This window comes from Microbacterium sp. cf046 (assembly GCF_900114345.1).
Classification (GTDB): domain Bacteria; phylum Actinomycetota; class Actinomycetes; order Actinomycetales; family Microbacteriaceae; genus Microbacterium.
In genome coordinates this window covers 907896-929573 of sequence record NZ_FOZJ01000003.1, presented here as the reverse complement: position 1 = coordinate 929573, position 21678 = coordinate 907896, and the positions used below count along the sequence as shown (strand labels likewise).

At 66.0% G+C, this 21678-nt stretch carries 20 protein-coding genes; 8 read left to right on the top strand and 12 right to left on the bottom strand.

What is annotated here, in order from left to right; translation table 11 throughout:
* Window positions 1-272: 272 nt before the first annotated feature.
* From BM349_RS16790 to BM349_RS16765, 6 genes are all read right to left on the bottom strand, one after another.
* Window positions 273-1052 carry an IclR family transcriptional regulator gene (locus BM349_RS16790; RefSeq protein ID WP_091708537.1) on the bottom strand — a complete coding sequence of 260 codons (780 nt, stop codon included), beginning with the start codon at window positions 1050-1052 and terminating at the stop codon, window positions 273-275.
* Between the two features lie 28 nt (window positions 1053-1080).
* On the bottom strand, window positions 1081-1830 hold the full coding sequence (locus BM349_RS16785; protein ID WP_091708535.1) for an enoyl-CoA hydratase/isomerase family protein: 750 nt from the start codon (window positions 1828-1830) through the stop codon (window positions 1081-1083).
* Window positions 1827-3434, bottom strand: a complete 1608-nt coding sequence (locus BM349_RS16780) for a class I adenylate-forming enzyme family protein (protein ID WP_091708533.1) — start codon at window positions 3432-3434, stop codon at window positions 1827-1829. Before BM349_RS16780 ends, BM349_RS16785 begins: the two co-directional genes overlap by 4 nt.
* Window positions 3431-4603: an FAS1-like dehydratase domain-containing protein gene (locus tag BM349_RS16775; protein ID WP_091708530.1), complete on the bottom strand. Its 1173-nt coding sequence runs from the start codon at window positions 4601-4603 to the stop codon at window positions 3431-3433. The genes BM349_RS16780 and BM349_RS16775 overlap by 4 nt, the downstream gene beginning before the upstream one ends.
* 69 nt (window positions 4604-4672) lie before the next feature.
* Complete coding sequence (locus BM349_RS16770; protein ID WP_091708528.1) at window positions 4673-6157, bottom strand: aldehyde dehydrogenase family protein; 1485 nt, start codon at window positions 6155-6157, stop codon at window positions 4673-4675.
* Between the two features lie 136 nt (window positions 6158-6293).
* Window positions 6294-7463 (bottom strand): iron-containing alcohol dehydrogenase family protein, encoded by a 1170-nt coding sequence (locus BM349_RS16765; RefSeq protein ID WP_091708526.1) that lies wholly within the window; start codon window positions 7461-7463, stop codon window positions 6294-6296.
* Window positions 7464-7603: 140 nt separating this feature from the next.
* Here BM349_RS16765 and BM349_RS16760 point away from each other — a divergent pair, with 140 nt between their 5' ends.
* From BM349_RS16760 to BM349_RS16745, 4 genes are all read left to right on the top strand, one after another.
* Entirely contained in the window at window positions 7604-8806 is a 1203-nt protein-coding gene (locus BM349_RS16760; RefSeq protein ID WP_091708524.1) for a thiolase family protein, read from the top strand.
* A gap of 14 nt (window positions 8807-8820) precedes the next feature.
* Window positions 8821-10989 (top strand): 3-hydroxyacyl-CoA dehydrogenase NAD-binding domain-containing protein, encoded by a 2169-nt coding sequence (locus BM349_RS16755; protein WP_091708522.1) that lies wholly within the window; start codon window positions 8821-8823, stop codon window positions 10987-10989.
* The gene (locus BM349_RS16750; protein ID WP_091708520.1) at window positions 10986-12038 is read left to right on the top strand and encodes an MBL fold metallo-hydrolase; all 1053 of its coding nucleotides are present in this window, start codon (window positions 10986-10988) and stop codon (window positions 12036-12038) included. The genes BM349_RS16755 and BM349_RS16750 overlap by 4 nt, the downstream gene beginning before the upstream one ends.
* 112 nt (window positions 12039-12150) lie before the next feature.
* Window positions 12151-13338, top strand: a complete 1188-nt coding sequence (locus tag BM349_RS16745) for a CaiB/BaiF CoA transferase family protein (protein WP_091708518.1) — start codon at window positions 12151-12153, stop codon at window positions 13336-13338.
* Between the two features lie 36 nt (window positions 13339-13374).
* On the opposite strand, the gene BM349_RS16740 is transcribed toward BM349_RS16745, so the two are convergent.
* Window positions 13375-14127 (bottom strand): SDR family NAD(P)-dependent oxidoreductase, encoded by a 753-nt coding sequence (locus BM349_RS16740; protein WP_091708516.1) that lies wholly within the window; start codon window positions 14125-14127, stop codon window positions 13375-13377.
* A gap of 160 nt (window positions 14128-14287) precedes the next feature.
* On the opposite strand from BM349_RS16740, the gene BM349_RS16735 reads away from it, so the two are divergent.
* On the top strand, window positions 14288-15214 hold the full coding sequence (locus BM349_RS16735) for an N-acyl homoserine lactonase family protein (protein ID WP_091708514.1): 927 nt from the start codon (window positions 14288-14290) through the stop codon (window positions 15212-15214).
* Between the two features lie 225 nt (window positions 15215-15439).
* Window positions 15440-16807 carry an MFS transporter gene (locus BM349_RS16730; RefSeq protein ID WP_217645685.1) on the top strand — a complete coding sequence of 456 codons (1368 nt, stop codon included), beginning with the start codon at window positions 15440-15442 and terminating at the stop codon, window positions 16805-16807.
* Between the two features lie 77 nt (window positions 16808-16884).
* On the opposite strand, the gene BM349_RS16725 is transcribed toward BM349_RS16730, so the two are convergent.
* The 3 genes from BM349_RS16725 to BM349_RS16715 form a co-directional block, all read right to left on the bottom strand.
* Window positions 16885-17298 carry a cupin domain-containing protein gene (locus tag BM349_RS16725; RefSeq protein WP_091708510.1) on the bottom strand — a complete coding sequence of 138 codons (414 nt, stop codon included), beginning with the start codon at window positions 17296-17298 and terminating at the stop codon, window positions 16885-16887.
* 6 nt (window positions 17299-17304) lie between these two features.
* Window positions 17305-18060 carry an SDR family NAD(P)-dependent oxidoreductase gene (locus tag BM349_RS16720; protein WP_091708508.1) on the bottom strand — a complete coding sequence of 252 codons (756 nt, stop codon included), beginning with the start codon at window positions 18058-18060 and terminating at the stop codon, window positions 17305-17307.
* Window positions 18061-18132: 72 nt separating this feature from the next.
* Window positions 18133-19167: an alcohol dehydrogenase catalytic domain-containing protein gene (locus tag BM349_RS16715; protein ID WP_091708505.1), complete on the bottom strand. Its 1035-nt coding sequence runs from the start codon at window positions 19165-19167 to the stop codon at window positions 18133-18135.
* A 172-nt stretch (window positions 19168-19339) separates the two neighbouring features.
* On the opposite strand from BM349_RS16715, the gene BM349_RS16710 reads away from it, so the two are divergent.
* Entirely contained in the window at window positions 19340-19672 is a 333-nt protein-coding gene (locus BM349_RS16710) for a hypothetical protein (RefSeq protein ID WP_091708503.1), read from the top strand.
* Here the strand turns inward: BM349_RS16710 and BM349_RS16705 are convergent, their stop codons facing one another.
* Both BM349_RS16705 and BM349_RS16700 read right to left on the bottom strand, forming a co-directional pair.
* Window positions 19673-20467, bottom strand: a complete 795-nt coding sequence (locus BM349_RS16705; protein ID WP_091708501.1) for an N-acyl homoserine lactonase family protein — start codon at window positions 20465-20467, stop codon at window positions 19673-19675.
* On the bottom strand, window positions 20460-21203 hold the full coding sequence (locus BM349_RS16700) for an alpha/beta fold hydrolase (RefSeq protein WP_091708498.1): 744 nt from the start codon (window positions 21201-21203) through the stop codon (window positions 20460-20462). The genes BM349_RS16705 and BM349_RS16700 overlap by 8 nt, the downstream gene beginning before the upstream one ends.
* A gap of 166 nt (window positions 21204-21369) precedes the next feature.
* Here BM349_RS16700 and BM349_RS16695 point away from each other — a divergent pair, with 166 nt between their 5' ends.
* Entirely contained in the window at window positions 21370-21660 is a 291-nt protein-coding gene (locus BM349_RS16695) for a carboxymuconolactone decarboxylase family protein (RefSeq protein ID WP_254773960.1), read from the top strand.
* The last annotated feature ends 18 nt before the right edge of the window (window positions 21661-21678 follow it).

Sequence of the window (21678 nt, the reverse complement as noted above, 5' to 3'; positions counted from 1 at the left end):
CCCGCCGCTTCGAACGCCAGCATCGAACATCGGCTGACGCCGGGTACGGCAATTCTCGATGATCGAGGCGTCGTACGGCGGGCACGGCATCAGCCGGCAATCCTCATGATGCGATCCAGATTCGCGCGCACAGCTGCGGGCTCCTCGACGCACATCTCATTATTGATGTGCGCCAAATTATCGAATCCCAGATCGGGTGCGAGTGACGCGAATGCAGGCCCAGGTTCCGCTGGGAGGGGGCCTTCGTCGGCCATGGCATCACGGGAGAGCTCCTAGATTGCCTCGCGCGACTTGGTCGTCCGTCGCGCCCACTGCTCCACATATTGGCGGAGGGTTGCACGCAGCTCAGCCTCGCGGGGTAACATGTCGAAGCTTTCGCCGACCATAGTCACTTCGGCGACTACTTCGCCTGAGGCGTTTGAAAGAGTTGTGGCCAGTGCAAACCGCGCACCCCCATGGAGCGTATTCCTGGCGACTCCACTGTCCTTGATTGACTTGAACTCGGACAGAAACTGGTCAACAAGTGCTGCGTCCTCGGGCGGGCGACGCCTGAGAAACGAGTTGCGCTGGGCCTCGGGCATGGCTACGAGCAGCACCTTCCCTCCGGCTGTCTCAAGAAGCGAACGTCTGATATTGGTGCGTGCCGCGTAGCCGGTCAAGGTATCCGACCCAGACTCGGCCACGTATATCAGGTTGTCGCCCGCTTGGACACCGAGGAACACGGTGAGGCCGGTTGCGCGGTGGAGTTCTGCGAGATCAGTCTCGGTCACCAGGCCCGCGCGGATATGCCCGCTTGCGAGCGTGAGGCCATACACGGCCGGGCCGAGATAGAACCTGTGATTGTCCTCAAACAGCCACCCCTTCGCGAGCAGTCCGCGGATGAAACCGTGGACCGAGCTGCGCGGAGCATCCAGCGCTCGAGCGAGATCGGCGAACCCCAGTCCTGGGTTGTAGACGACCTCCTCGAGTATTCTCGTGACCCGGTCGATCGTCCGATGTGTCTGTGGGCCGCGTTCCTCTTCGACGGTCTGCTCCTCACTCACAGTGCTCATTCAACATCATCACTCCTCGATCGTCTCATTAGCCGGTGAAATGCGGGTCGCGTTTGGCGATTGCGGCAGCGACACCCTCCGCGAAGTCGGCGGATCCCAGGAGCGCCGTTTGAGCTGTCGCTTCGAGATCGAGTGCGGCAGAGATGTCGGCCACGAGCTCGCGTCGCAGTGTGGAGCGTATGGCGAGCAGCGACAGCGGCGCGGACTGCGCGATCTCGTCGGCGAATGCCTGTGCGGCAGCGCGCAGGTCATCGGCGGGGACCATACGGTCCACGAGGCCGATGGCGAGCGCATCCTCACCGACGACGGCTCGACCCGTGTAGAGCAGCTCCGATGCTCGCTGTGCGCCGATGAGCCTGGGCATGGTCACGGAGAGGCCGAAACCCTGGTGAAAGCCGAGCCTCGCGAAGTTGGCCGACAGTCGGGACTCAGGCGTCGCCACTCTGAAGTCGGCGGCGAGCGCGAGTCCCAGGCCTCCGCCCACGGCGGCTCCTTGCACTGCTGCGACGATCGGCTTGCGGGCCGTGAAGATCGCGAAGGCCTCGCGGTACACGTCTCTAAGCTCTTGCGCGTCGACGCCTCGAAGGTCGGCACCGGCACAGAAGTGTCGTCCTTCCGCGCATAGCACGATCGCCCGCACGTTGGGCTCGGTGTCGAGCTGCAGGAGTGCGTCCGCGATGTCGGCGAGCAGCGAGCGATCGAAGAAGTTCGCCGGTGGCTTGTGGATCTCGACGGTGGCCGTGTGATCGACCCGCTCGATCGTCACTTGCTCTGTCATCGGGTCACCGACTTTTCTTGCTCGAGCCGCTCACGGACAGTGCGCACGATGAGAGGCTTGTCGACCTTGCCCGCGTGGTTCGTCTCGAGCGGCTCGGAGCGGATTTCCCAGCGTGTGGGGATCGAGAATGACGCGATCACTCCCCGGAGGTCCGACTGCAGCTGCGCGGTGTCGATTCCGGCCGGTGCGACGATCACTGCGGCAACCTCCTCGCCGAACTCGGCATCTGGCACTCCGAACACGACCGCCTCTTTGACGCCGTCCTGAGCGACGAGCGCCTCTTCGACGGCAGCCGGGGCGATGTTCTCGCCGCCGCGGATGATCATGTCCTTCGAGCGACCGGTAATCCAGAGGTAGCCCTCCAAGTCGATCGTGCCGAGATCTCCGGTGTGCAGCCAGCCGGCGGCATCGATGGGGCTCGTTGATGCCGAGGCGATGTAGCGCGTCATCTGCGTGGGGCTGCGCACCAGGATCTCGCCGTCTTCGCCTGCTCCACGCTTGCGAATCGAGATCTCGACGCACGGCAGGGCACGGCCGGTGGTGCCGGGACGAAGGACCGTGTCGTTGCCCGACGCGGCGACGGCCTGGCCGCCGTTCTCGGTGAGCCCGTAACCGGTTGCGACGCGGGGGTTGACGCCCGGCAGGCCGCCGCGCAGTCGCTCGAGGAATTCCGCCGTGACGGGAGCGCCGCCCACGGTCACCGCACGCAACGACGTGACGTCGCGCACCTGGACATCGGGATGCTCGAGAAGACGCGTCACCATCGTGGGCACCGCGCTCCACCGTCGCACTCGCCACTCCTCGATGAGGCGCAGCGCCTCGCCCGCGTCGAAGCGTCCCGCCGGCATGACCAGCGTGTCACCTACGACGACGGAGCGTAGCAGAGTCTGCACTCCGCCGATGTGGAACATGGGTCCAGTGTGGAGCGCCGGCTCGCCGTCCTCATCGCTGACCTGATGCGGCAGGCGCTTCGTGATGTGCAAGAGCATCTGGAGCCCCGAGAGCAGCGATCGGTGCGACAGTTCGACCGCCTTCGGCTGCCCCTCCGTTCCGGAGGTGAAGATCACGACGCACGGATCGCCCTCGGCGGGCTCCCGGTCCGAAGAGCCGTCGGCGACGGCGGGCGTCTCTCCTTCGGAGAACCCACCTGCCCAGTCCGCGTGCGGGAACCGGTCGAGGCTCGGCGAGGTGATGCGCGGGTGCACGACGACCAGCGCCGGATCGAGCGAGGTCAGCGCGTAGTCCAGCTCGGCAGCGCTCCACCATGCGTTGGCGAGCACCGGAACCGCGCCCACGAGCGTGATCGCCCAGTAGTTCACGATCCACTCCGGCGAGTTCCACCCGAGCAGGAACACACGGTCGCCGGGCGCGGCACCTCGGCTTCTCAGATGCACCGCGGCGCGCTTGGCATTCCTATGCAGATCGGCGAAGGTGATGACCCGATCGCCTTGGACGATGTGGGGGCGGTCCCCCCACCGGGCGGCAAGGTCGAGGAGCGACTCGAGATGTCGCGGCCGCTCGGCGTACATCCGGAAGCTTGACTCACCGGCCGGCTCCTCGATGATCTCTGTGCCCCATTGAGGGAGGGTCAGCGCGCCGGTCATGCGTCGGGCCGCTGCTTCCGGGGAAGGCGGACGACCGCGCTCCCGGGCATGACGTTCTGCTCGCGCTGATTCCAGGCCCACGTCTCGAGCTCGACGACGGCATCGCCGTCATCGTCGATGTGCTTGGCAATCACCCGCCCACCCAGACGGACGACGTCCGACAGGTACACGTGCGAGCGGTACTGCCCGTGGATCGATTTGACGAAGCCGTCGTCGCCCATCCAGTTGGTGATCGCATGGATCCCCCAGCATGTGCGCTGGATGCCGACGTCGTACGCCATCTGCGCGCCCTGGAGGCGGGCCGCATAGTCGCTGTAGTGGACGGAGTACACGGGTTCGAGCGCGAACGTGTTCGGGTCGCGGTATGCCCACTTCGGGTGCTTGCGGTAGCGGCGCAGCGCCACCGAGTGCGCGGCGAGTCGCGGAATGGGCGCGGCGCCGGCGGCGACGAACGCGATCTCATCCGTCAGGCCGATCGGTCCCTTGGTGATGACGTCCAGCTCATCGCCGACCTGCACATCGTCCCAGTACCGCGGCTCGGCGCCCCGGGGCTCCTCCGCGAGGATGTCCTCTTCGATCGCGACGAGCTGCTCGGGTGTCCACGGATGCGGCAACTCGATCGCCCGGGATGCGTTGCGCTCCTGCATCTCGCCGCGTTCGAATCGCATGCGCGAACAGATGAAGGTCGCGACGAGCTCATCGTCCTGGTTGCGGTACTCCTGACGCAGATAGTCCTTGATGCGCCGGCCGCCGAAGCTGCTCTCGGTCGGACCGTCGAAGCCGTCGAAGAACACACGCGCCGTGATCTTGTCGCCGACGCGGATCGGACCGTGGAACGTGATGTTCGTCTCGGCGTGGAAGCCTCCCAGCCCGCGCCAGCCGACCTGTACCGACCCGAGGCAGCAGAAGATGAAGCTCGGGGGCGCGATGATACCGCCGTAGCTGGTGGACTCGGCGTACTCCTCGTCGGTCCACAGCGGATTGTCGTCTCCAATTCCTTCTGCGAACCGCAAGATCGCCAGGCGAGTGGCGTACTCGTTGTTGACTGACGACGCCGTGCGCAGTTCGGTGCCTGTGAGGGCATTCATCTCGGCAAGCATCTCGTCGGTGAAACTTGCTCGGGCGAGTTCGGAGGTGATCCCGGCGTCGACCTTTTCTTTCGAAGGCATGTGTTCCTCATTCATTCTCAGGTGATGGTGCGTGTTCGGGCGGGCGGCCGAGGCTCGTCTCGGCTCGTGTCAGAGCGTGGCCACCACGGACTTGGTCTCGAGGTAGTTGGCGAGGGCCTCTTCGCCGCTCTCGCGCCCCCAGCCCGACTGGCGGTACCCACCGGCGGGCATGTACACGCCGCCGGCGCGGTGGACGTTGATTCCCACTCGGCCCGCGCGCAGGCGCCGCGCTATCGAATGTGCGACCGCGCCGTCGCGGCTCCATACGCTTGAGGCGAGACCGTACGACGAGTCGTTCGCGAGGGCGACCGCTTCATCGACGTCGGAGAATCTCATGACGCCCAGCACGGGGCCGAAGATCTCTTCGCGCATGACGGCCATGCTCTGGTCTACGTTGGCCAGCACCGTCGGTTCGAAGAAGTAGCCTCGATCGCCGATTCGGTTCCCACCGCTAACGACGGTGGCTCCATCGCTGCGGCCGCTCGCTATGTAGCCGGACACGCGGTCCAGCTGCTTCTGCGAGATGAGGGGTCCGATGTCGACTCCTTCGTCTCCGCCATAGCCGACAGCGAGAGCCCGGCCCTGTCGGGCGACGCCCTCGACGACCTCGTCGTAGACGCTGTCGTGCACGAAGAGCCGGGTTCCTGCCGCGCAGACCTGACCGGTGTTCCAGAACACCGCACCGGCCACGCCAGGGATGACAGCGTCGAGATCAGCGTCGCCCATCACGATGACCGGCGACTTGCCGCCCAGCTCGAGCGAGAGCTTCTTCATGTTCCCGGTCGCGGCATGCACGATCGTGCGACCGACCTCGGTCGAGCCGGTGAAGGCCACGGTGTCGACATCGGGGTGTTCGGCCAGTCCTTGGCCCACCGTCTCGCCGTATCCGGTGACGACGTTCACGACGCCGCTCGGAACACCGGCCTCCATCAGGATCTGCCCGAGCACAAGCGCCGTGAGTGGAGTCTCGCGCGCGGGCTTGAGGATGCACGAGCAGCCGGCGGCCAGTGCCGGCGCCAGCTTCTTCGCCGCAGAGATGAGCGGTGCGTTCCACGGGACGATGAGGGCAGCGACGCCGATCGGCTCGCGCAGCGTGTAGCCCTGGATCCGGCGATCCGCTCCGCCGAGATCGATCGTCCTGCCCTGGATCTTGTCTGCCCAGCCCGCGTAGTAGCGGAACTGCGCCGCGGCCTCGAGCACCATGGTCCGCGCTTGGGGCACGGGGATCCCCATGTTGCGGCTCTCGAGGATGCCGAGTTCGTCGGCGCGGGCGCTGAGGGCGTCTGCGGCACGCCAGAGGATCGCCCCCCGCTGAGCGTTGGACAAGCCCATCCATCGGGACTTGTCGAACGATTCGCGTGCTGCCGCGACGGCGGCATCCACATCATCGGATGTCGCGCGAGCGACGTGAGCGATCACTTCTCCAGTACCCGGATCGAAGGTGGGGAATGTCCCGCCATCGGAGGCCGCCACCCAGATGCCGCCGATCACCAGATCCATCGTGGCGACGTGCTCGCTGGCGTTTGTGAGCAGTCGGTCAATCGTCAGTGTCATCGGACCTTTCCTTCTGTAGTCGTGCAGTCATGAAATGGTGTGACGAAGATGTCGGCCCGTCGGCGGTGGGAGCGTCTCTTGCGGACGCTACCGGAGTCGCTTCGCGGGCTGTCGGGCCGGAAGGCCGATTCCTCGATCACCACGCCTCCTCGAGCAATGCGCGCAAGCCGTCGGCGTCGATGGGCTTGGGCACTCGTGTGAGCGACCAGTCATCGTGGGCGTGCGCGATGATCGTTGGGAAGTCCGCCTTCTCGATCCCGATCTCGCGAAGCGTCGTCGGCGCATCGATGTCGGCGAGGAATGCCTCCAAGAGGCCCGGCACGTCATGCGCCGAGACGCGCTCGCGCGAAACGACACCGCCGACCTTCGCGAGCTGCCCGGACGTGACGTCCATGTTGAATCGGGCGACGTGCGGGAGCAGCAGCGCCTCGACGTTCCCGTTCGAGGTCGTCGACACGGGGCCGATCGCGTGCGAGAGCGGCTGCGAGATGCCGGTGCCGACGAAGTCGCTCGCGTGACCTGCCATGAGGGCGGCGATCATGAGGCGAACGCGGGACGAGCCGGTATCCCCCTCATCACCGGCGACTATGCAGGGCAGCGTCGTGACGATCTCGCGGATCGCCTGAGCGAAGTAGGCCTCGGCCAGCGGATCGCTTCGAGCCGACTGGACGCCGTCGACCGACATCGAGAGCGCGTTGAGGCTCGCCGAGACGACGAGCGCCGACGGTGCCGTCTCGGCCAGACGCTCATCGAAGATCACGACGCTCGCGCGGGCCTTCGGATCGAACAGTGCGAGCCGTTCCCCGGTCTCGGTGTCACGCACCGCGGCGCCGGCCTTCGCGTACGCGGTCGTGGGGGTCGTCGCCAGGATGAACTGCGGGAGCTTGGGTGCCGCGAGCCGCGGGCTCACGAGTCGCCCGTCGGCCCCGCGGGTCGTCGCGAGCTCGCGAACCGGCACCGCTTCGGCGACAAGGATGGATGCCGCCCGTGCCGTGACGATGGCGGACCCGCCCCCGAGCGCAATGACCGCGTCGGCCGAGGCGTCTTCGATCACGCGAGCCGCCTCTTCGACGCTCGTCACGGGACTGTGCTCGCGAGCAGCGGAGAAGACACCGGCAAGACGCGTGCCCAGTGCCTCGCGAACCGACGACATGGTGGCGTCATCGGCCGACATCGACCGACCGCACACCAGCACGACGCTCTCGGCGCGGACACGGTCGAGTTCGACGGCGATCTGCCCGAGAGCGCCGGGACCCCACACGGAGCGCATCGAGGGTGTCGCATGGCACACGAACTCGAACGTCACTGTCGATCTCCCTCGTCTTCAAGGTGCAGCCGGAAATCTTTGATGCTGCATTCGCATTGCTGAACATGTTAGCGTATTTACGAACCGCCGCAACCGTGGAGCAAGGATCCTTCGGTCCGGCTCGTGACAAGGGAGTTCGCGTGGCACAACTGAATGAGGTCTTCTTCGTCGATGGTGTGCGTAGCCCGTTCGGGCGTGCCGGCGAGAAGGGTCAGTATTGGAGTACCCGTGCCGATGATCTCGCCGTGAAGGCGACCATCGGGCTGATCGAGCGGAACCCGCAGGTTCCCACGGATCGCATCGATGATGTGGCGATCGCGGCGACGTCGCAGACGGGTGATCAGGGTTTGACTCTCGGTCGTTCGGTGGCGATCCTCGCGGGTTTGCCGCAGTCGGTGCCGGGGTTCGCGATCGAGCGGATGTGTGCGGGCGCGATGACGAGCGTGACGACGATGGCCGGCTCGATCGGGGTCGGCATGTACGACCTCGCCCTCGCGGGTGGCGTCGAGCACATGGGACACCACCCCATCGGCGGCAACGCCGACCCGAACCCTCGCTTCGTGGCGGAGCGGATGGTCGACCCGGGGGCGTTGAACATGGGTGTCACGGCGGAGCGGATCTTCGACCGGTTCCCGCACCTGACGAAGGAGCGGTCGGATCGCTACGGGATGCTGTCGCAGCAGAAGGTGCAGGCAGCCTACGACGCGGGCAAGATCCAGCCCGACCTCGTCCCGGTCGCGATCAAGGGTGCCGACGGTGCGTGGGGTCTGGCGACCGAGGATGAGGGTCGCCGCCCGCAGACCACGATGGCCGACCTCGCGGCGCTGAAGACTCCGTTCCGCCCGCACGGTCGTGTCACGGCCGGGACGTCGTCTCCACTGACCGATGGTGCGACGATGTCGCTGCTGGCCAGTGGCGGCGCGGTGAAGGAGTTCGGGCTCGCCCCGAAGATGCGTCTCGTCTCGTTCGCGTTCGCGGGGGTGCAGCCCGAGATCATGGGCATCGGACCGATCCCCTCGACCGAGAGAGCGCTCCGCAAGGCCGGTCTCACGATCGATGACATCGGGCTGTTCGAGCTGAACGAGGCGTTCGCGATCCAGGTCATCTCGCTCCTGGATCACTTCGGCATCGCCGACGACGACCCACGCGTCAACCAATGGGGTGGCGCGATCGCGTTCGGCCATCCCCTCGCCGCATCCGGGGTGCGGCTCATGATCCAGCTCGCGGCGCAGTTCGCCGAACGCCCCGACGTCCGCTACGGCCTGACCGCGATGTGCGTCGGCCTGGGGCAGGGTGGTTCGGTCATCTGGGAGAACCCGCACTACGACGGAAAGCACGAGTAAGAGGACACTGACGAATGACGAACTACTCCGAGATCGACTTCTCCCCGCTCGACGCCCTCACCGACGACGAAGTGGTCACGCACTCCCCCGTGCGCGACATCCGTCTTCCCTCCGGCAAGGTGCTCGCGCTCATCACGCTCGACAACGGCCGTGACCACACCCGCCCGAACACCCTCGGGCCGACGACGCTCACCGAACTCGGCGCGACCCTCGACGCACTGAGGGCCCGCGCGGCGGCAGGCGAGATCCAGGCCGTGGGCATCACCGGCAAGCAGTACATCCTCGCCGCCGGCGCCGACCTCTCCCAGCTGCGCGGGCTGTCGTCCGGAGCTCAGGCCCTGCTGGTCGGCCAGCTCGGACACCATGTGCTCGGCACGCTCTCCGAGCTCGGCGTGCCCTCGTTCGCCTTCATCAACGGGCTCGCGCTCGGGGGCGGGCTCGAGCTCGCCCTTCACGCCGCCTACCGGACCATCGACGCCTCCGCCCGAGCGATCGGCCTCCCGGAGGTCTCGCTCGGCCTGGTCCCGGGTTGGGGTGGCGCGTATCTGCTGCCGAACCTGATCGGCATCCACAACGCGCTCGAGATCATCGTCGTCAACCCCCTGCGGCAGAACCGCCTGCTCTCGCCGAGTCAGGCTTTCGACTACGGGATCGTCGACACCGTCGTCGGTGCCGTCAACTTCCTCGAAGACTCCCTGCGCTGGGCGGACGGGGTGCTGGACGACGACCGCAGCGTGACGGCCAGGCGATCAGCAACCCCTGCGCTCGACGCATCCGATTGGTCGGCGGCTGTTGCCACCACCAAGGAGTGGGTGAATTCGCGGGTGGGAGTGAGCCCGACCTCGCCGTATGCGGCGCTCGAGTTGCTCGACAAAGCGAGGAGCGGCTCGAAGGAGGAGGGGTTTGAGCGTGAGGATGAGGTTCTTGCCGACCTCGTGACGGGTGATCAGTTCTCGGCATCGATGTATGCGTTCGATCTCGTGCAGAAGCGGGCGAAGCGTCCGGTCGGTGCCCCCGACAAGGCGCTGGCGAAGCGGATGACGAAGGTCGGGATCATCGGGGCGGGGTTGATGGCGAGTCAGTTCGCGTTGCTGTTCGTGCGGAAGCTGCAGGTGCCGGTGCTGATCACCGATCTGGATCAGGCTCGCGTCGACAAGGGTGTCGCGTACATCCATGACGAGATCGACGCGCTCGAGGCGAAGGGTCGCCTGGACGGTGACTCGGCCAACAAGCTGCGTGCGCTGGTGACGGGCACGACCGACAAGAGCCTGTACGCGGACTGCGACTTCGTGATCGAGGCCGTGTTCGAAGAGGTCGGGGTCAAGCAGGCGGTGTTCGGTGAGATCGAGCAGCACGTCGCCGAGGACGCGATCCTGGCCACGAACACGTCATCGCTGTCGGTGGAGGAGATCGGTGAGAAGCTGGTGCACCCCGAGCGGTTGGTCGGGTTCCATTTCTTCAACCCGGCCGCGGTGATGCCGCTGATCGAGATCGTGAAGACTCCGCTGACGACGGATGCCGCGCTCTCGACAGCGTTCGTGGTGGCGAAGGGTCTCGGCAAGAACGCGGTGCTGACGGCTGATGCGCCGGGATTCGTGGTGAACCGGCTGCTCGCGAAGGTGATGGGTGAGGCGGCGCGTGCCGTGTACGAGGGGACGCCGCTGCTCACGGTCGAGAAGGCGTTCGCGCCCATCGGCCTGCCGATGAGCCCGTTCCAGCTCATCGACCTGGTGGGCTGGAAGGTCGCCGCCCACGTGCAGGACACGATGGCGCACGCCTTCCCCGACCGGTTCTACACGAACGAGAACCTCCACCGGCTCGCCGAACTCCCCGATGTCGTCGAGAAAGGCAAGGGCGGGCGCATCACGGGATGGACGGCTGCGGCTGCGGGAGCCCTCGAAGCCGTCCTCGGCTCCGCGCCTGCGAGCGAGGCAGAGATCCTGCAGCGTGTGCAGGACGGGCTCGCGCAGGAGATCAAGATCATGCTCGACGAGGGCGTCGTCCCCGAAGTCGAAGACATCGACCTCTGCCTCATCCTCGGCGCCGGCTGGCCCTTCATCGACGGCGGCGCCTCCCCCTACCTCGACCGCGAAGGCGCCTCCACCCGCGTCTTCGACGACACGTTCCACCACCCCGCCATTAAGGGCATCGCCGGGATCCTCGAGAAGAGTCCCAGCTCATGATCTCGGCCATGATTCCGGCTCAGCTGGCCGACACGACGCAAGGAGTCGATACCGGCCTGTACCGCCTGCGGGACTGGGTATGGTGCTTGGCCATCCCCTACGGCAACGGCGTGCCGACATCGAACGCCTACCTCCTGCGCGGGAACGACGGAGGGGTTCACGTCATCGATCCCGGCTCTGACAGTCCGCGCAATCGCGGGTTGATGATCGACGCGCTCGAGACGCTGGGGGTCACTCCGACGGGCGTGCGCTCGGTGTCGTCGACGCATCTGCACCACGATCACCTCGGGCTTGCCGCGTGGCTCTGCGAGCTCAGCGGCGTACCGCTCGCGCTGCACCCCGCCGACCTCGACGATCTGCGCTCAGGCTCTGCCGACTCCCGCTATTCGGAGCTGACCGACGACCTCGCAGAGAAGTGGGGTGCACCCGGATGGGCGAAAGAGCGTCTGCGACCGACTCGACTGCGGCGATCGACAACGCGGTTGCCGCATGAGCTGACCTCGCTCGGCGACGGATCGCGGATCGTCGTCGACGGGCATTCGGTCACCGTCATCGCGACCCCCGGCCACACGAGTGGGAGCGTGTGCTTCCTCATCGAAGACGAGCAGATCGTCCTCACCGGCGACCACCTGCTCCCCCACATCAACGCCCCCATCGGACGGGATGGGACGGGAGGTGCTACGGCAGTGGCCGACTACCTCGCCTCGTTGGCTGCGCTCGCCGACTTCGACGAGTGGGAGGTCGGACCCGGGCACGGCTATTGCTTCGGCCCCCTCGGCCCACGACGGCTGACCGCACGAGACCATGTCCTCGATCGGGCCCATGAGGTCAGGCGGGAGCTGGATGCCGATCCCGCGGCCACGACTTGGGAGGTGGCGAGCAACCTCACATGGGGACCTGGGTGGGAGAACCTCACGGGCGCCGTCATGCAGTCCGCACTCGCCCAAACCGCCCTCTATCAGCGCTTCGTCACTCACGGCTCCCACACACTCACGGCGTCGCCTTTCCGAACTACCATTCGTAATATCGATCGAAATGGGTCACAATGATGAGCTCATCGAGCCGCTGCACAGTCGCACGGCGACCACTCGTGACGTCGGCGTCTGACACACGACTCGCCCGCGGCCTCCACCACGAACCGCGCGGTGAATCGAGGTCGACATGGGCGCGCTGAGCGGTGTGAAGGTCATCGACCTCGGCCAGTTCTACCTCGCACCGTACTGCGCCATGCTGCTGGCCAGACTCGGCGCGGACGTCATCAAGATCGAGTCGCCGTACGGTGATCCCTACCGCCGGCTTCCCACCACGGACGCAGACGGAGAGCCCCTGCAGTTCGCGTTCCTGAACTCGGGAAAGCGCACGATCCGCCTGGATCTCAAGCACGAGTCCGGTCAAGACGTCCTTCGCAGACTCGCCGTCTGGGGGGATGTGCTGGTTCAGAACCTCTCGCCCGGCGCGATGGAGCGGTTCGGCCTCGGCTACGACGACCTGAGTGCACTCAATCCCCGCCTGATCATGGCATCCGGAACGGGCTTCGGTTCGTTCGGCCCCTACGCCGGGCAGTCCGCCATGGACCTCACGATCCAGGCGAAGACGGCCGTCATGAGCACGACGGGATTCGACACCGGCCCCCCGGTGCGCACGGGCCCATCCGTCGTGGACTTCATGGGCGGCTCGCACCTGGCCGCTGGAGTGCTCGCCGCGCTGGTGCAGCGTGGAACCACCGGCCGCGGACAGCACGTCGAGGTGGCCCTGCAGGATGCGATCCTGCCGGCCCTGACGTCGAACATCGCGGGACTGCTCAGCACTCAGGGCGCCGTGCCGGAGCGCACGGGAAATCGGCACGGGGGCAACGCTGTCGTTCCGTACAACGCCTACGCCGCGGCCGACGGCTGGGTCACGATCCTCTGCCCGACCGACGCCCATTGGGAGCGGCTCTGCGCTCTCATGAACGACCCGGCGACTCAGGATGAGCGCTTCGCCGACATGCACGCGCGATGCGCCAACGTCGATGCCGTCGACGACATCGTCGGACGCTGGGCGAGCACTCTACCCAAGGCCGAGATCGAACAGGCGCTCGTAGCGAGGAAGATCCCGTGCGCGGCTGTCGTCACCCTCGCCGAGTTGCTTGAGGATCCGCACGTCCGGGAGCGACGCGTCCTGCGCACCGTGACCGATGACCTCGGCTCGTTCATGACGCTCGGGAGCCCCCTGTTCCTGTCGGACTCGCCGATCGAAGAGCCTCGGCGCGCGGGTCGACTGGGTCGAGACACCGATGACGTGCTCCTGAACGAGCTCGGGATGTCGGCGACCGAGGTCGAGCAGCTGCGAGCCATGAACACCGTCTGAGCACAGCAATGACCCGTCGGCCCTCGTGCCGGCGAGTCACACGCTCCGGCTCATCCCCCCGTCGACGGCGATCACCTGGCCCGTGATGTAGCCGGCGCCTTCAGACGCGAGGAAGACGATAAGCTCCGCGACATCCTCTGGAGCGCCGAAGGCGCCCGCAGGGATGTCCTTCTCGATGAACTGCGCGCGCGAGTCGGCATCCGGGAAGAGCTTCGCGATCTGCTCGCTTTCCACTCGGCCGGGCGCGACGCAGTTGACCGTCATCCCCCGAGCGGCGACGGATCGCGAGTAGGCCTTCGACCACAGGATGCATGCCGCGACCGCCGCCTGCGAAGCCGAGACGACCTGCGGCTCGAGGATTCCGGCGAGGTTGATCACGCGGCCGCGCGGGCTGTCGAAAAGGAGGGGCTCGAGTGCGGCGGTCAGCCGGCGCTTGGCGTGGAAGTTGATGTCGAAGCGCTCGGTCCACACCTCGTCGGTGAGGGCCACGCCCGGCCGATCGGCGCCCCCCGCGTTGTTCACGAGCACGTCGAGCCTGGCGAACTCCGCGTCGATCGCCTCACGCACTGCGGGCGCAGACTCGGGTGCTGCCAGGTCCGCCGTGATCGTGAGAGGCGACGAGCCGCCGTCGTCGACGATCTCATTCGCGAGCGAGTCCAGCAGCTCAGCGCGGCGTGCGACGATCGCGACCCTCGCACCCCGAGCCGCGAAGCGCTTCGCGGTCTCGCGTCCGATGCCGACGCTCGCACCGGTCACCAGCACGCAGGTGTCTGAGTAATCCTTCTCCACGATTTCTCCGATCCCTATCCGATCGAGCGACCGGATGACGCCTGAAGAGCAACGCGCGAGAATTGACTTCACGACAGCCAGAGCGTACCTTCAAAGACGCACCAATCACAATCACGAAGTAGTGTTCGCATTTCCGAACGAAGTGCGGTTGGAGGATTGAATGTCGAGCAACGACGCTGAGTACGAGGTCTATGCATTGCGCTACGCCTCATGGCTGGACCGGAAGAAGAGCGAACTCTACTTCCGTCATGATCTCTATAAGGTCCCAGATGACTACTTCCAGCTGGACTGCTTCTTCTGGCTGATCCGCAACTCCGACCGCACGATCCTCGTCGACTGCGGATACGACCGCGAGCGCGGCGAGGCGAAGGGACGCCTCCAGGACGCTGATCCGGTGGACCTCCTGGCGAGTCTCGGGGTCACGCCCGCCGACGTCGACCACGTCATCCTGTCGCACATGCACTACGACCACATCGGCAATGTCGGTCTCTTCGAGAACGCCACCTTCAGCATGGCCGGTGCAGAACTCGACTTCTGGACCGGCCCGTATGGGGGCCGCACGGCGATCGCCTTCGCGGCCGAGCCGTGGGAAGTGCAGCAATTGACCCGCCTGCGCGACGAAGGGCGCCTCACGCTGTTCGAGGACGGCGAGGTCACGGCGCCCGGAATCGTCGTCACTCGCGTAGGCGGTCACACGCCCGGCCAGAGCATTGTCGAGGTCTCGAGCCCCAACGGCACGGTGCTGCTGGCGTGCGACGCGGTGCACTTCTACGACGAGCTCGATTTCGACCGCCCCTTCTACAACTTCGCGGACATCCGCGAGATGTATGGCGCCTATGACACCCTGCGCGAGATGGACCGCGATCCGAAGACGTACATGGTCGCCGGACACGACCCCGCCGTCATGACACGCTTCGCGACTATCGCGCCGAACTGCGTCGATCTGACTCGACCCGTCGAGCTGCCCGCCCGGCCCCGCTCTCGCAAGAGCCCGGGCTCCGAGTCGCTGCCGCCGGTCGCCCGACCGCATCACTGTGCCACGTCGCACGACCACGGAGAGAGCATCCTGCTCGAAGCGCGAGCGTAGTCGTCCGCAGAAGTCGGCGATCAAGCACGGGGCGTGCTGGTCGCCGACTTTCGCGCGCCACGACATCGATTCCTTTCAGCGCACGCGAAAACCCATCTGCAATCAGGGGTTCCGCAAACTTCGGTGTGCCCCTACTATGGATCAAGAGTCAGATATGCGATACTGCTGTCGTATATACGAACGCCCCGTAATCCTCTGCTGCGGGGCTGACCGAGGGAGACACTGTTGTCCACCACAAGTAATGCGTCCAATCCACCGCAGGTCGTCAAGACGCCACGACGAGCGATCGTCTCGGGGTTCGTCGGAAGCGCCCTGGAGTACTACGACTTCTTCATCTACGGCACCGCGGCGGCGCTGGTCTTCCCGACCGTGTTCTTCCCGACCGAAGATCCTGTGGTCGGGACGATCGCCTCGATGGCGACCTTCGCCGTCGCCTACCTGATCCGTCCGCTGGGCGCGCTCCTGATGGGCCACCTCGGCGACACCATCGGGCGCAAGGCTGTGCTCCTGTTCACGCTCTTTGGGATGGGGATCTGCACGTTCGCTATCGGAATCCTGCCCACCTACGAGCAGGTGGGAGTCCTCGCACCGATCCTCCTCGTCCTCATCCGTGTCATGCAGGGATTGGCCCTGTCGGGAGAGCATGCGAGCGCCAGCACAACGACGCTCGAGCACGCACGCGAGCACCGTCGTGCCTTCTCGAGCAGCTTCACACTGTCGGGCAGTCAGGCCGGCAATGTCCTGGCGAGCACCGCGTTCCTTCTAGTTGCATTGCTTCCCGATGAAGCGCTCTTCAGTTGGGGCTGGCGGCTCCCGTTCCTCTTCAGCGCCGTGCTGCTCCTCGCGGGATGGGTCATTCGTCGCAAGCTGACCGATCCCCCGGCTTTCATCGCCGCCCGCTCCGCTGAGACTGCCGGGGGCGCCCGACCGCGCCCGCTCGGCCTTCTGTTCGGTCCGTACCGCGTAGACGTCATCCGCGTCGCGCTCGCCGCCCTTGCGATCATCCTGATCATGCTCTTCGGTCAGTTCGCGCTCGCGTTCGGAGTCACGGGAGTGGGCCTCGACCGCAGCATCTTCCTCTGGCTCGCCATCGTGTCGTACTCGATCTCGATGTTCACGGTGCCCCTCTTCGGAGCGCTGGCCGACCGTGTCGGACGCAAGCCCGTGTACATCGCCGCGGTGTCGGGGGGCGCGCTACTCACGTGGCCGTTCCTCTGGGCGATCGGCGAGGCTAACGTCACCCTCATCTGGGTGTTCGGCATCCTCCTCATGTCCGTGTTCTTCAGCGCCTACCTCGGCGCGGCCTCCGCACTGTGGGGCGAGCAGTTCGACACCCGCGTCCGCGTTTCCGGCATCGCCGTAGGATCCCAGTTCGGTTTCGCGATCGCGGGCCTCGGCCCGCTGCTCGCGACCTCTCTGGCTGGACCCACACTCACGAACTGGCTCCCCGTCGCCCTCTTCGCCACGGTAGTCGCGGCGATCGCGATCACCTCCGCATCGTTTATGCGTGAGACATACAAGACCCCCGTCGCCGAACTCGGCCGGACGCCGGCGATGAAGACAGCTCGGGTAAGCGATACCGCTCGTCTGTGACAGACCCGCGAACAAGAGAAGTGGCGGGCCGCGTTCTCGCGGCCCGCCACCTCTCCTTCTGTTTGGAGACTGTCGACTCAGGGAGTCGTCGAACCCTCGATGCCCTGCGTGTACTCGGCGTCGGACACCGGGTCGGACCACTCCACGCCGAGGAGGGACACGGCGGTGTGGAGCATGCAGCGGTCGGCCGCCGCGCCGTGCCAGTGACGCACCCCGGGGGGCGTCCAGACGACATCGCCGGCCACGACACGAGATCCCCCGTGCTGGTCGCCGACGTAACCTTCGCCCGACCGGATGAAGAGGAGCTGTCCGCCCTCGTGCGTGTGCCAGTTAGTCCGCGCGCACGGCGAGAAGTGCACGTCGGCAACGGACATGCCGTCCTGACGTCCGAGGATGCCATCCCTCCACGCCTCACCGGTGAAGGTGCCCGTCGCACGCTCGGAGGGCGTCGTGGACTGGGAGCTCGAGACGACGATTCGCGTGTGCGACATGGCGGCCTACTCGATTCCGGCGGTCATGCCGCCATCGATGGTGAGGATCGCTCCGGTGATGTAGTCGGAGTCGGCCGATGCCAGGAAGACGGCGGCTCCCGTGAGGTCCTCGGGCTCGCCCCGACGCCGCAGCGGGATCGCCGCGGCCTTCTTCGCCTGCGCCTCGGCCGACACCGCCGCGGTCATGACCATCGGCGTCTCGATCGATCCCGGAGCGATCGCGTTGACCTGGATGCCGTCGGGGCCGAGCTCGACGGCAGCCGTCTGCGTTAGCAGGATGATGCCGGCCTTCGAGGCGGCGTACGCCCCCCGCTTGGGCCGTGCGTGGGTTCCGAGGATGGAGGTCGTGTTGATGATCTTGCCGTGACCCTGCTCCTTCATGATGCGGCCGATGCCCTGCAGGCAGAGGAAGGTGCCACGGAGGTTCGTGTTGAGGGTGCGATCCCATTGTTCCAGCGATGTGTCGAGCAGCGCCGCCGCCGTCATGATCCCGGCGACGTTGACGAGAATGTCGACGTGGCCGAACGCGTCGGCAGCTCGCTCGACCATCGCCGTGATCTGCGCGGGGTCGGAGATGTCAGTGCGGATGGCGACACCGCGTCGACCGACGGCAACGATGCGGGCGACGGTTTCGTCAGCACCTTCGAGGTTCTGATCGACGACGACGACGTCTGCGCCTTCAGCGGCATAGGCGAGCGAGATCGCCCGGCCGATGCCGGAACCGCCGCCGGTGACGACGGCGACCTTGTCAGTGAGTTTCATTGGTTGTACTCCTGTCTGCGGCCATGTTCGCAGTGTTGGTGTCGGGTTTGGGACGAAGGGACCGGTCGCCGGTCACACCGTCAGAAGGACTTTGAGTGATTCACGCGCGTCCATCGACCGATAGCCTTCGGCCACCGATTCGAGCGGGAGGGTGCGGTCGAAGACGCGGCCGGGATGAATGCGACCCTCGAGGATGTCGGGGAGGAGCTCCTCGATGTAGGCACGGACGGGAGCCGGCCCGCCGGTCAGGGTCGCGTTCTTGCCGAAGAGGCTCGGGAACCCAATCGAGGCGTGGTCGTACTGTGGTGCGCCGACGCGGCTGATCACCCCGCCGGGCCTGACGACCCCATAGGCCTGCTCGTATGCTGGCAGGTGGCCGACCGCTTCGATGACGATCTGGGAGCCCCCTCTGGTGAGTTCAAGAACGCGCTGCACGCCCTCGACGCCTCGCTCGGTGACCACGTCCGTGGCGCCGAACTCGACGCCGAGGCTCGTCCGGGACTGGTGGCGCCCCATCAGGACGATCTGTTCGGCGCCGATTCGCTTGGCGGCGAGCACCGCGAGCAGACCCACCGCGCCGTCACCGATTACCGTCACTGTGGATCCCTCGCGCACGCCGCCGCGCACCGCGGCGTAGTGGCCGGTGCCGAGCACATCGGAGAGCGTGAGCAGCGACGGGATCAGTTCGTCATCCGGCTCAACGTCGAGCTTCACTAGTGTGCCGTCCGCGAATGGAACGCGCACCGCCTCGCCTTGACCGCCATCGACTCCACCGCGCGCCCAGAATCCGCCGCGCACGCACGACGTGTAGAGACCGCTCCGGCAGAATTCGCAGGTGCCATCCGAGTAGGCGAACGGCGCGACGACGAGATCCCCCTGCGAGACCGTCGTGACGTCGCGGCCGACGGCCTCGACGATTCCGATGAACTCGTGACCGATGCGGGCGACCCCGCTCGAGGCGTCCTTGGATCGGTACGGATGCAGATCGCTTCCGCAGATGCACGAAGCCGTGATACTCACGATCGCATCGGTGGGTTCGTGGAGCGAAGGATCGGGGACATCGGCGACGTGCACGTCACCGGCCTCATAGATGAGCGTTGCACGCATCGCTGACTCCTCATTGCGCGTTCGTTCTCAAATACGAACACTCAATCATATTTACGAACAACAATAATCGCCCGTGCGTTGTCCGTCAAGGCTGACCGGCGTGTTGCGCGAGCTTCTGTCGCATTTACGAACACCTGTTGCCGATCATGAATGCGGGGGCCATCATAACGACATGCCCTTTCTCATCACGACAAGGCGCCCGAAGCGGCCGCTCGACCACCCCACCGAAGCCCTGCTCGCCGACGCCATCGAGGGGCAGATCGTGCCCCGGGCGTCGCAGCATCCGGGGATCATCTCGATGCTGTGGTCGATCTCGGCCGACCGACTCACGCTCACCGTGACTACGGAGTGGCAGACGGATGCCGATCGCGACCGCGCCCTGGCCAGCCAGGCCCACAGTCAGAACGGCGACGTCGTGAATGCGATCCTCGGAGACTTGGTCGAACCGCCACGGTCGGATCCTTGGGATCTCGTGCACCGCGCGGTCTTCACCGCGAATCACTAATCAGAGCGATCGGCAGAGGTCGAAGCACTCGGGCTCGATCTCGGCGTACTTAGCAGCGACGTCCGGATCGTGCCCCGGCACGACCCGGCTTGCGGGCTGGGCGTCAATGCTCCCGAGCAGCTCGAAGCTGCGGAAGACCTCTTGCAGATCGACGAAGGCGGCGAAGGGCCACCCGAGTTCCAGCTGTTCCGAGAAATGCAGAGCGTCGCTGGCCAGCACGACCTGCCCGCAATCCGTCTGCACCGTCGTGATGAGCTGACCGGGAGTGTGGCCTCCGACGCGGGCGACCGTGACGCCTGGCACGACTTCCGCCGAGCCGTCGACGAGCGTCAGTCGTCCATCGCGGTGCAGGCGCTGCACTGCTTCGATCTCTGTCCGCATCGTCGGGTCGGCGACCACCGGGCGCTCACCGTACGGCCCGCCCCAGAAGTCGAGCTCTTCGCGAGCTAGGATAAACCGCGCGTTCGGAAACAGGTGCGTGTTCCCGACGTGGTCGTAGTGCAGGTGCGAGAGGATGATGAGCCCCACGTCTTCGGGTCGCACGTTCATGCGAGCCAGCAAGTCGAGCGGATGAACGTCGATGGGTCGCCCACGCTCCTGTGCCGTCTCGCTGCTCCACCCGCAATCGACGAGGATGACCTCGCCTGCCCGCCGCAGCAGCCAGAAGTAGTAACTCGTCGGCCGCGGACGATCGGGAACGCGGTAGGCGGCGAATCGGAAGTAGATATCCACTGCGGTACGCGTCGATGACGAGGCGTACCGCAGCGCATAGGCCTCGAACGGCCCCTCAGACATGAAGAAAGGCTTCGGCCAGTCCAACCGGATCGGTGAACATGGCCTCGTGGCTTCCGGGTGCGGGCGTCGCTTCGGCGACCCCTGCTCGCGCCATCATCACGCCGTAACTGTGCTCGCCGTCGGCGGGGAGGCAGACGTCCTCGGAGCCGAGGACGAACGCGGTCGGCACTCCTAGCGCTGCCGTGTCGAGAGGGGAAACGTTGTGCGAGAAGTACTGCATCGGATGGGCGACGAGGTATCTGTGAGTGACCTCTTGCACAGCGGCCGGCGCATCGTTGATGAACGCCGCCTGCCACACTTCAAGGGGCACGGAGATCGTGCTATTACCCGAGGCCGCAGATGCGACTTTGAAGAATTCCCGATACCCCTCCGAAGTGTCCTCCGACATGGGCAGACCGGCCGGCACCCACGAAGCCCAATAGATGAGTTTGCTCATCCGGCGCGCGATGCGCGGCGCGACGGCGGAGACCACCGATCCCGCCCAGCTGTGCCCGATCAGTGTGACGTCGCGCAGGTCGTTGCGCTCCGTGAAATCCACGAGATAGTCGAAGACGTCGGGCAGCGTGTACTTCGTAGGGTCGTCGTCGTGCGCGAGGCCCGGCAGGGTTGGGCTGAATGCCCGGTGACCCGCCTCACGCAGGTGTCGGGCTACGGGCTCGGACGGCCATCCGCTGTGCCAGGCGCCGTTGACGATAAGAAAATCGGACACGTTCTCTCCTTTGAGTCGGGTTCTCATCTCATCCGTATATGCGCTTTAGCATTCGTATATAAGGATGGCTATATACTATGGCACGGGGTCGGGATGCGAAAGCATCACCTCGTGAAGCCCGGCACCACGACGACTAACGCTGGCCCGAACTCAGGAGGATCCCATGACTGACGCGCTCACGCCGGCTCAGAAGATGATCGGCGACACCGCACCGAAGCTCGTCGAACTGACCGACGACGTCCTTTTCGGCGATGTCTGGGAGCGCCCGGAGCTCTCAAGACGCGACCGCAGCCTGGTCACCGTCGCGTCCCTCATCGCTATGAACCGTGTTGGTCAGCTTCCTTCACACATGCGACGCGCGATCGCGAACGGCGTCACCCGCGATGAACTCGCCGAGACGATCACACATCTCGCGTTCTACGCTGGCTGGCCGTGCGCCATGGGCGCCATCGGCGTGCTCAAGGAGATCGAGCAGTCGGAGTGATCTCGACCGACCAGCCTC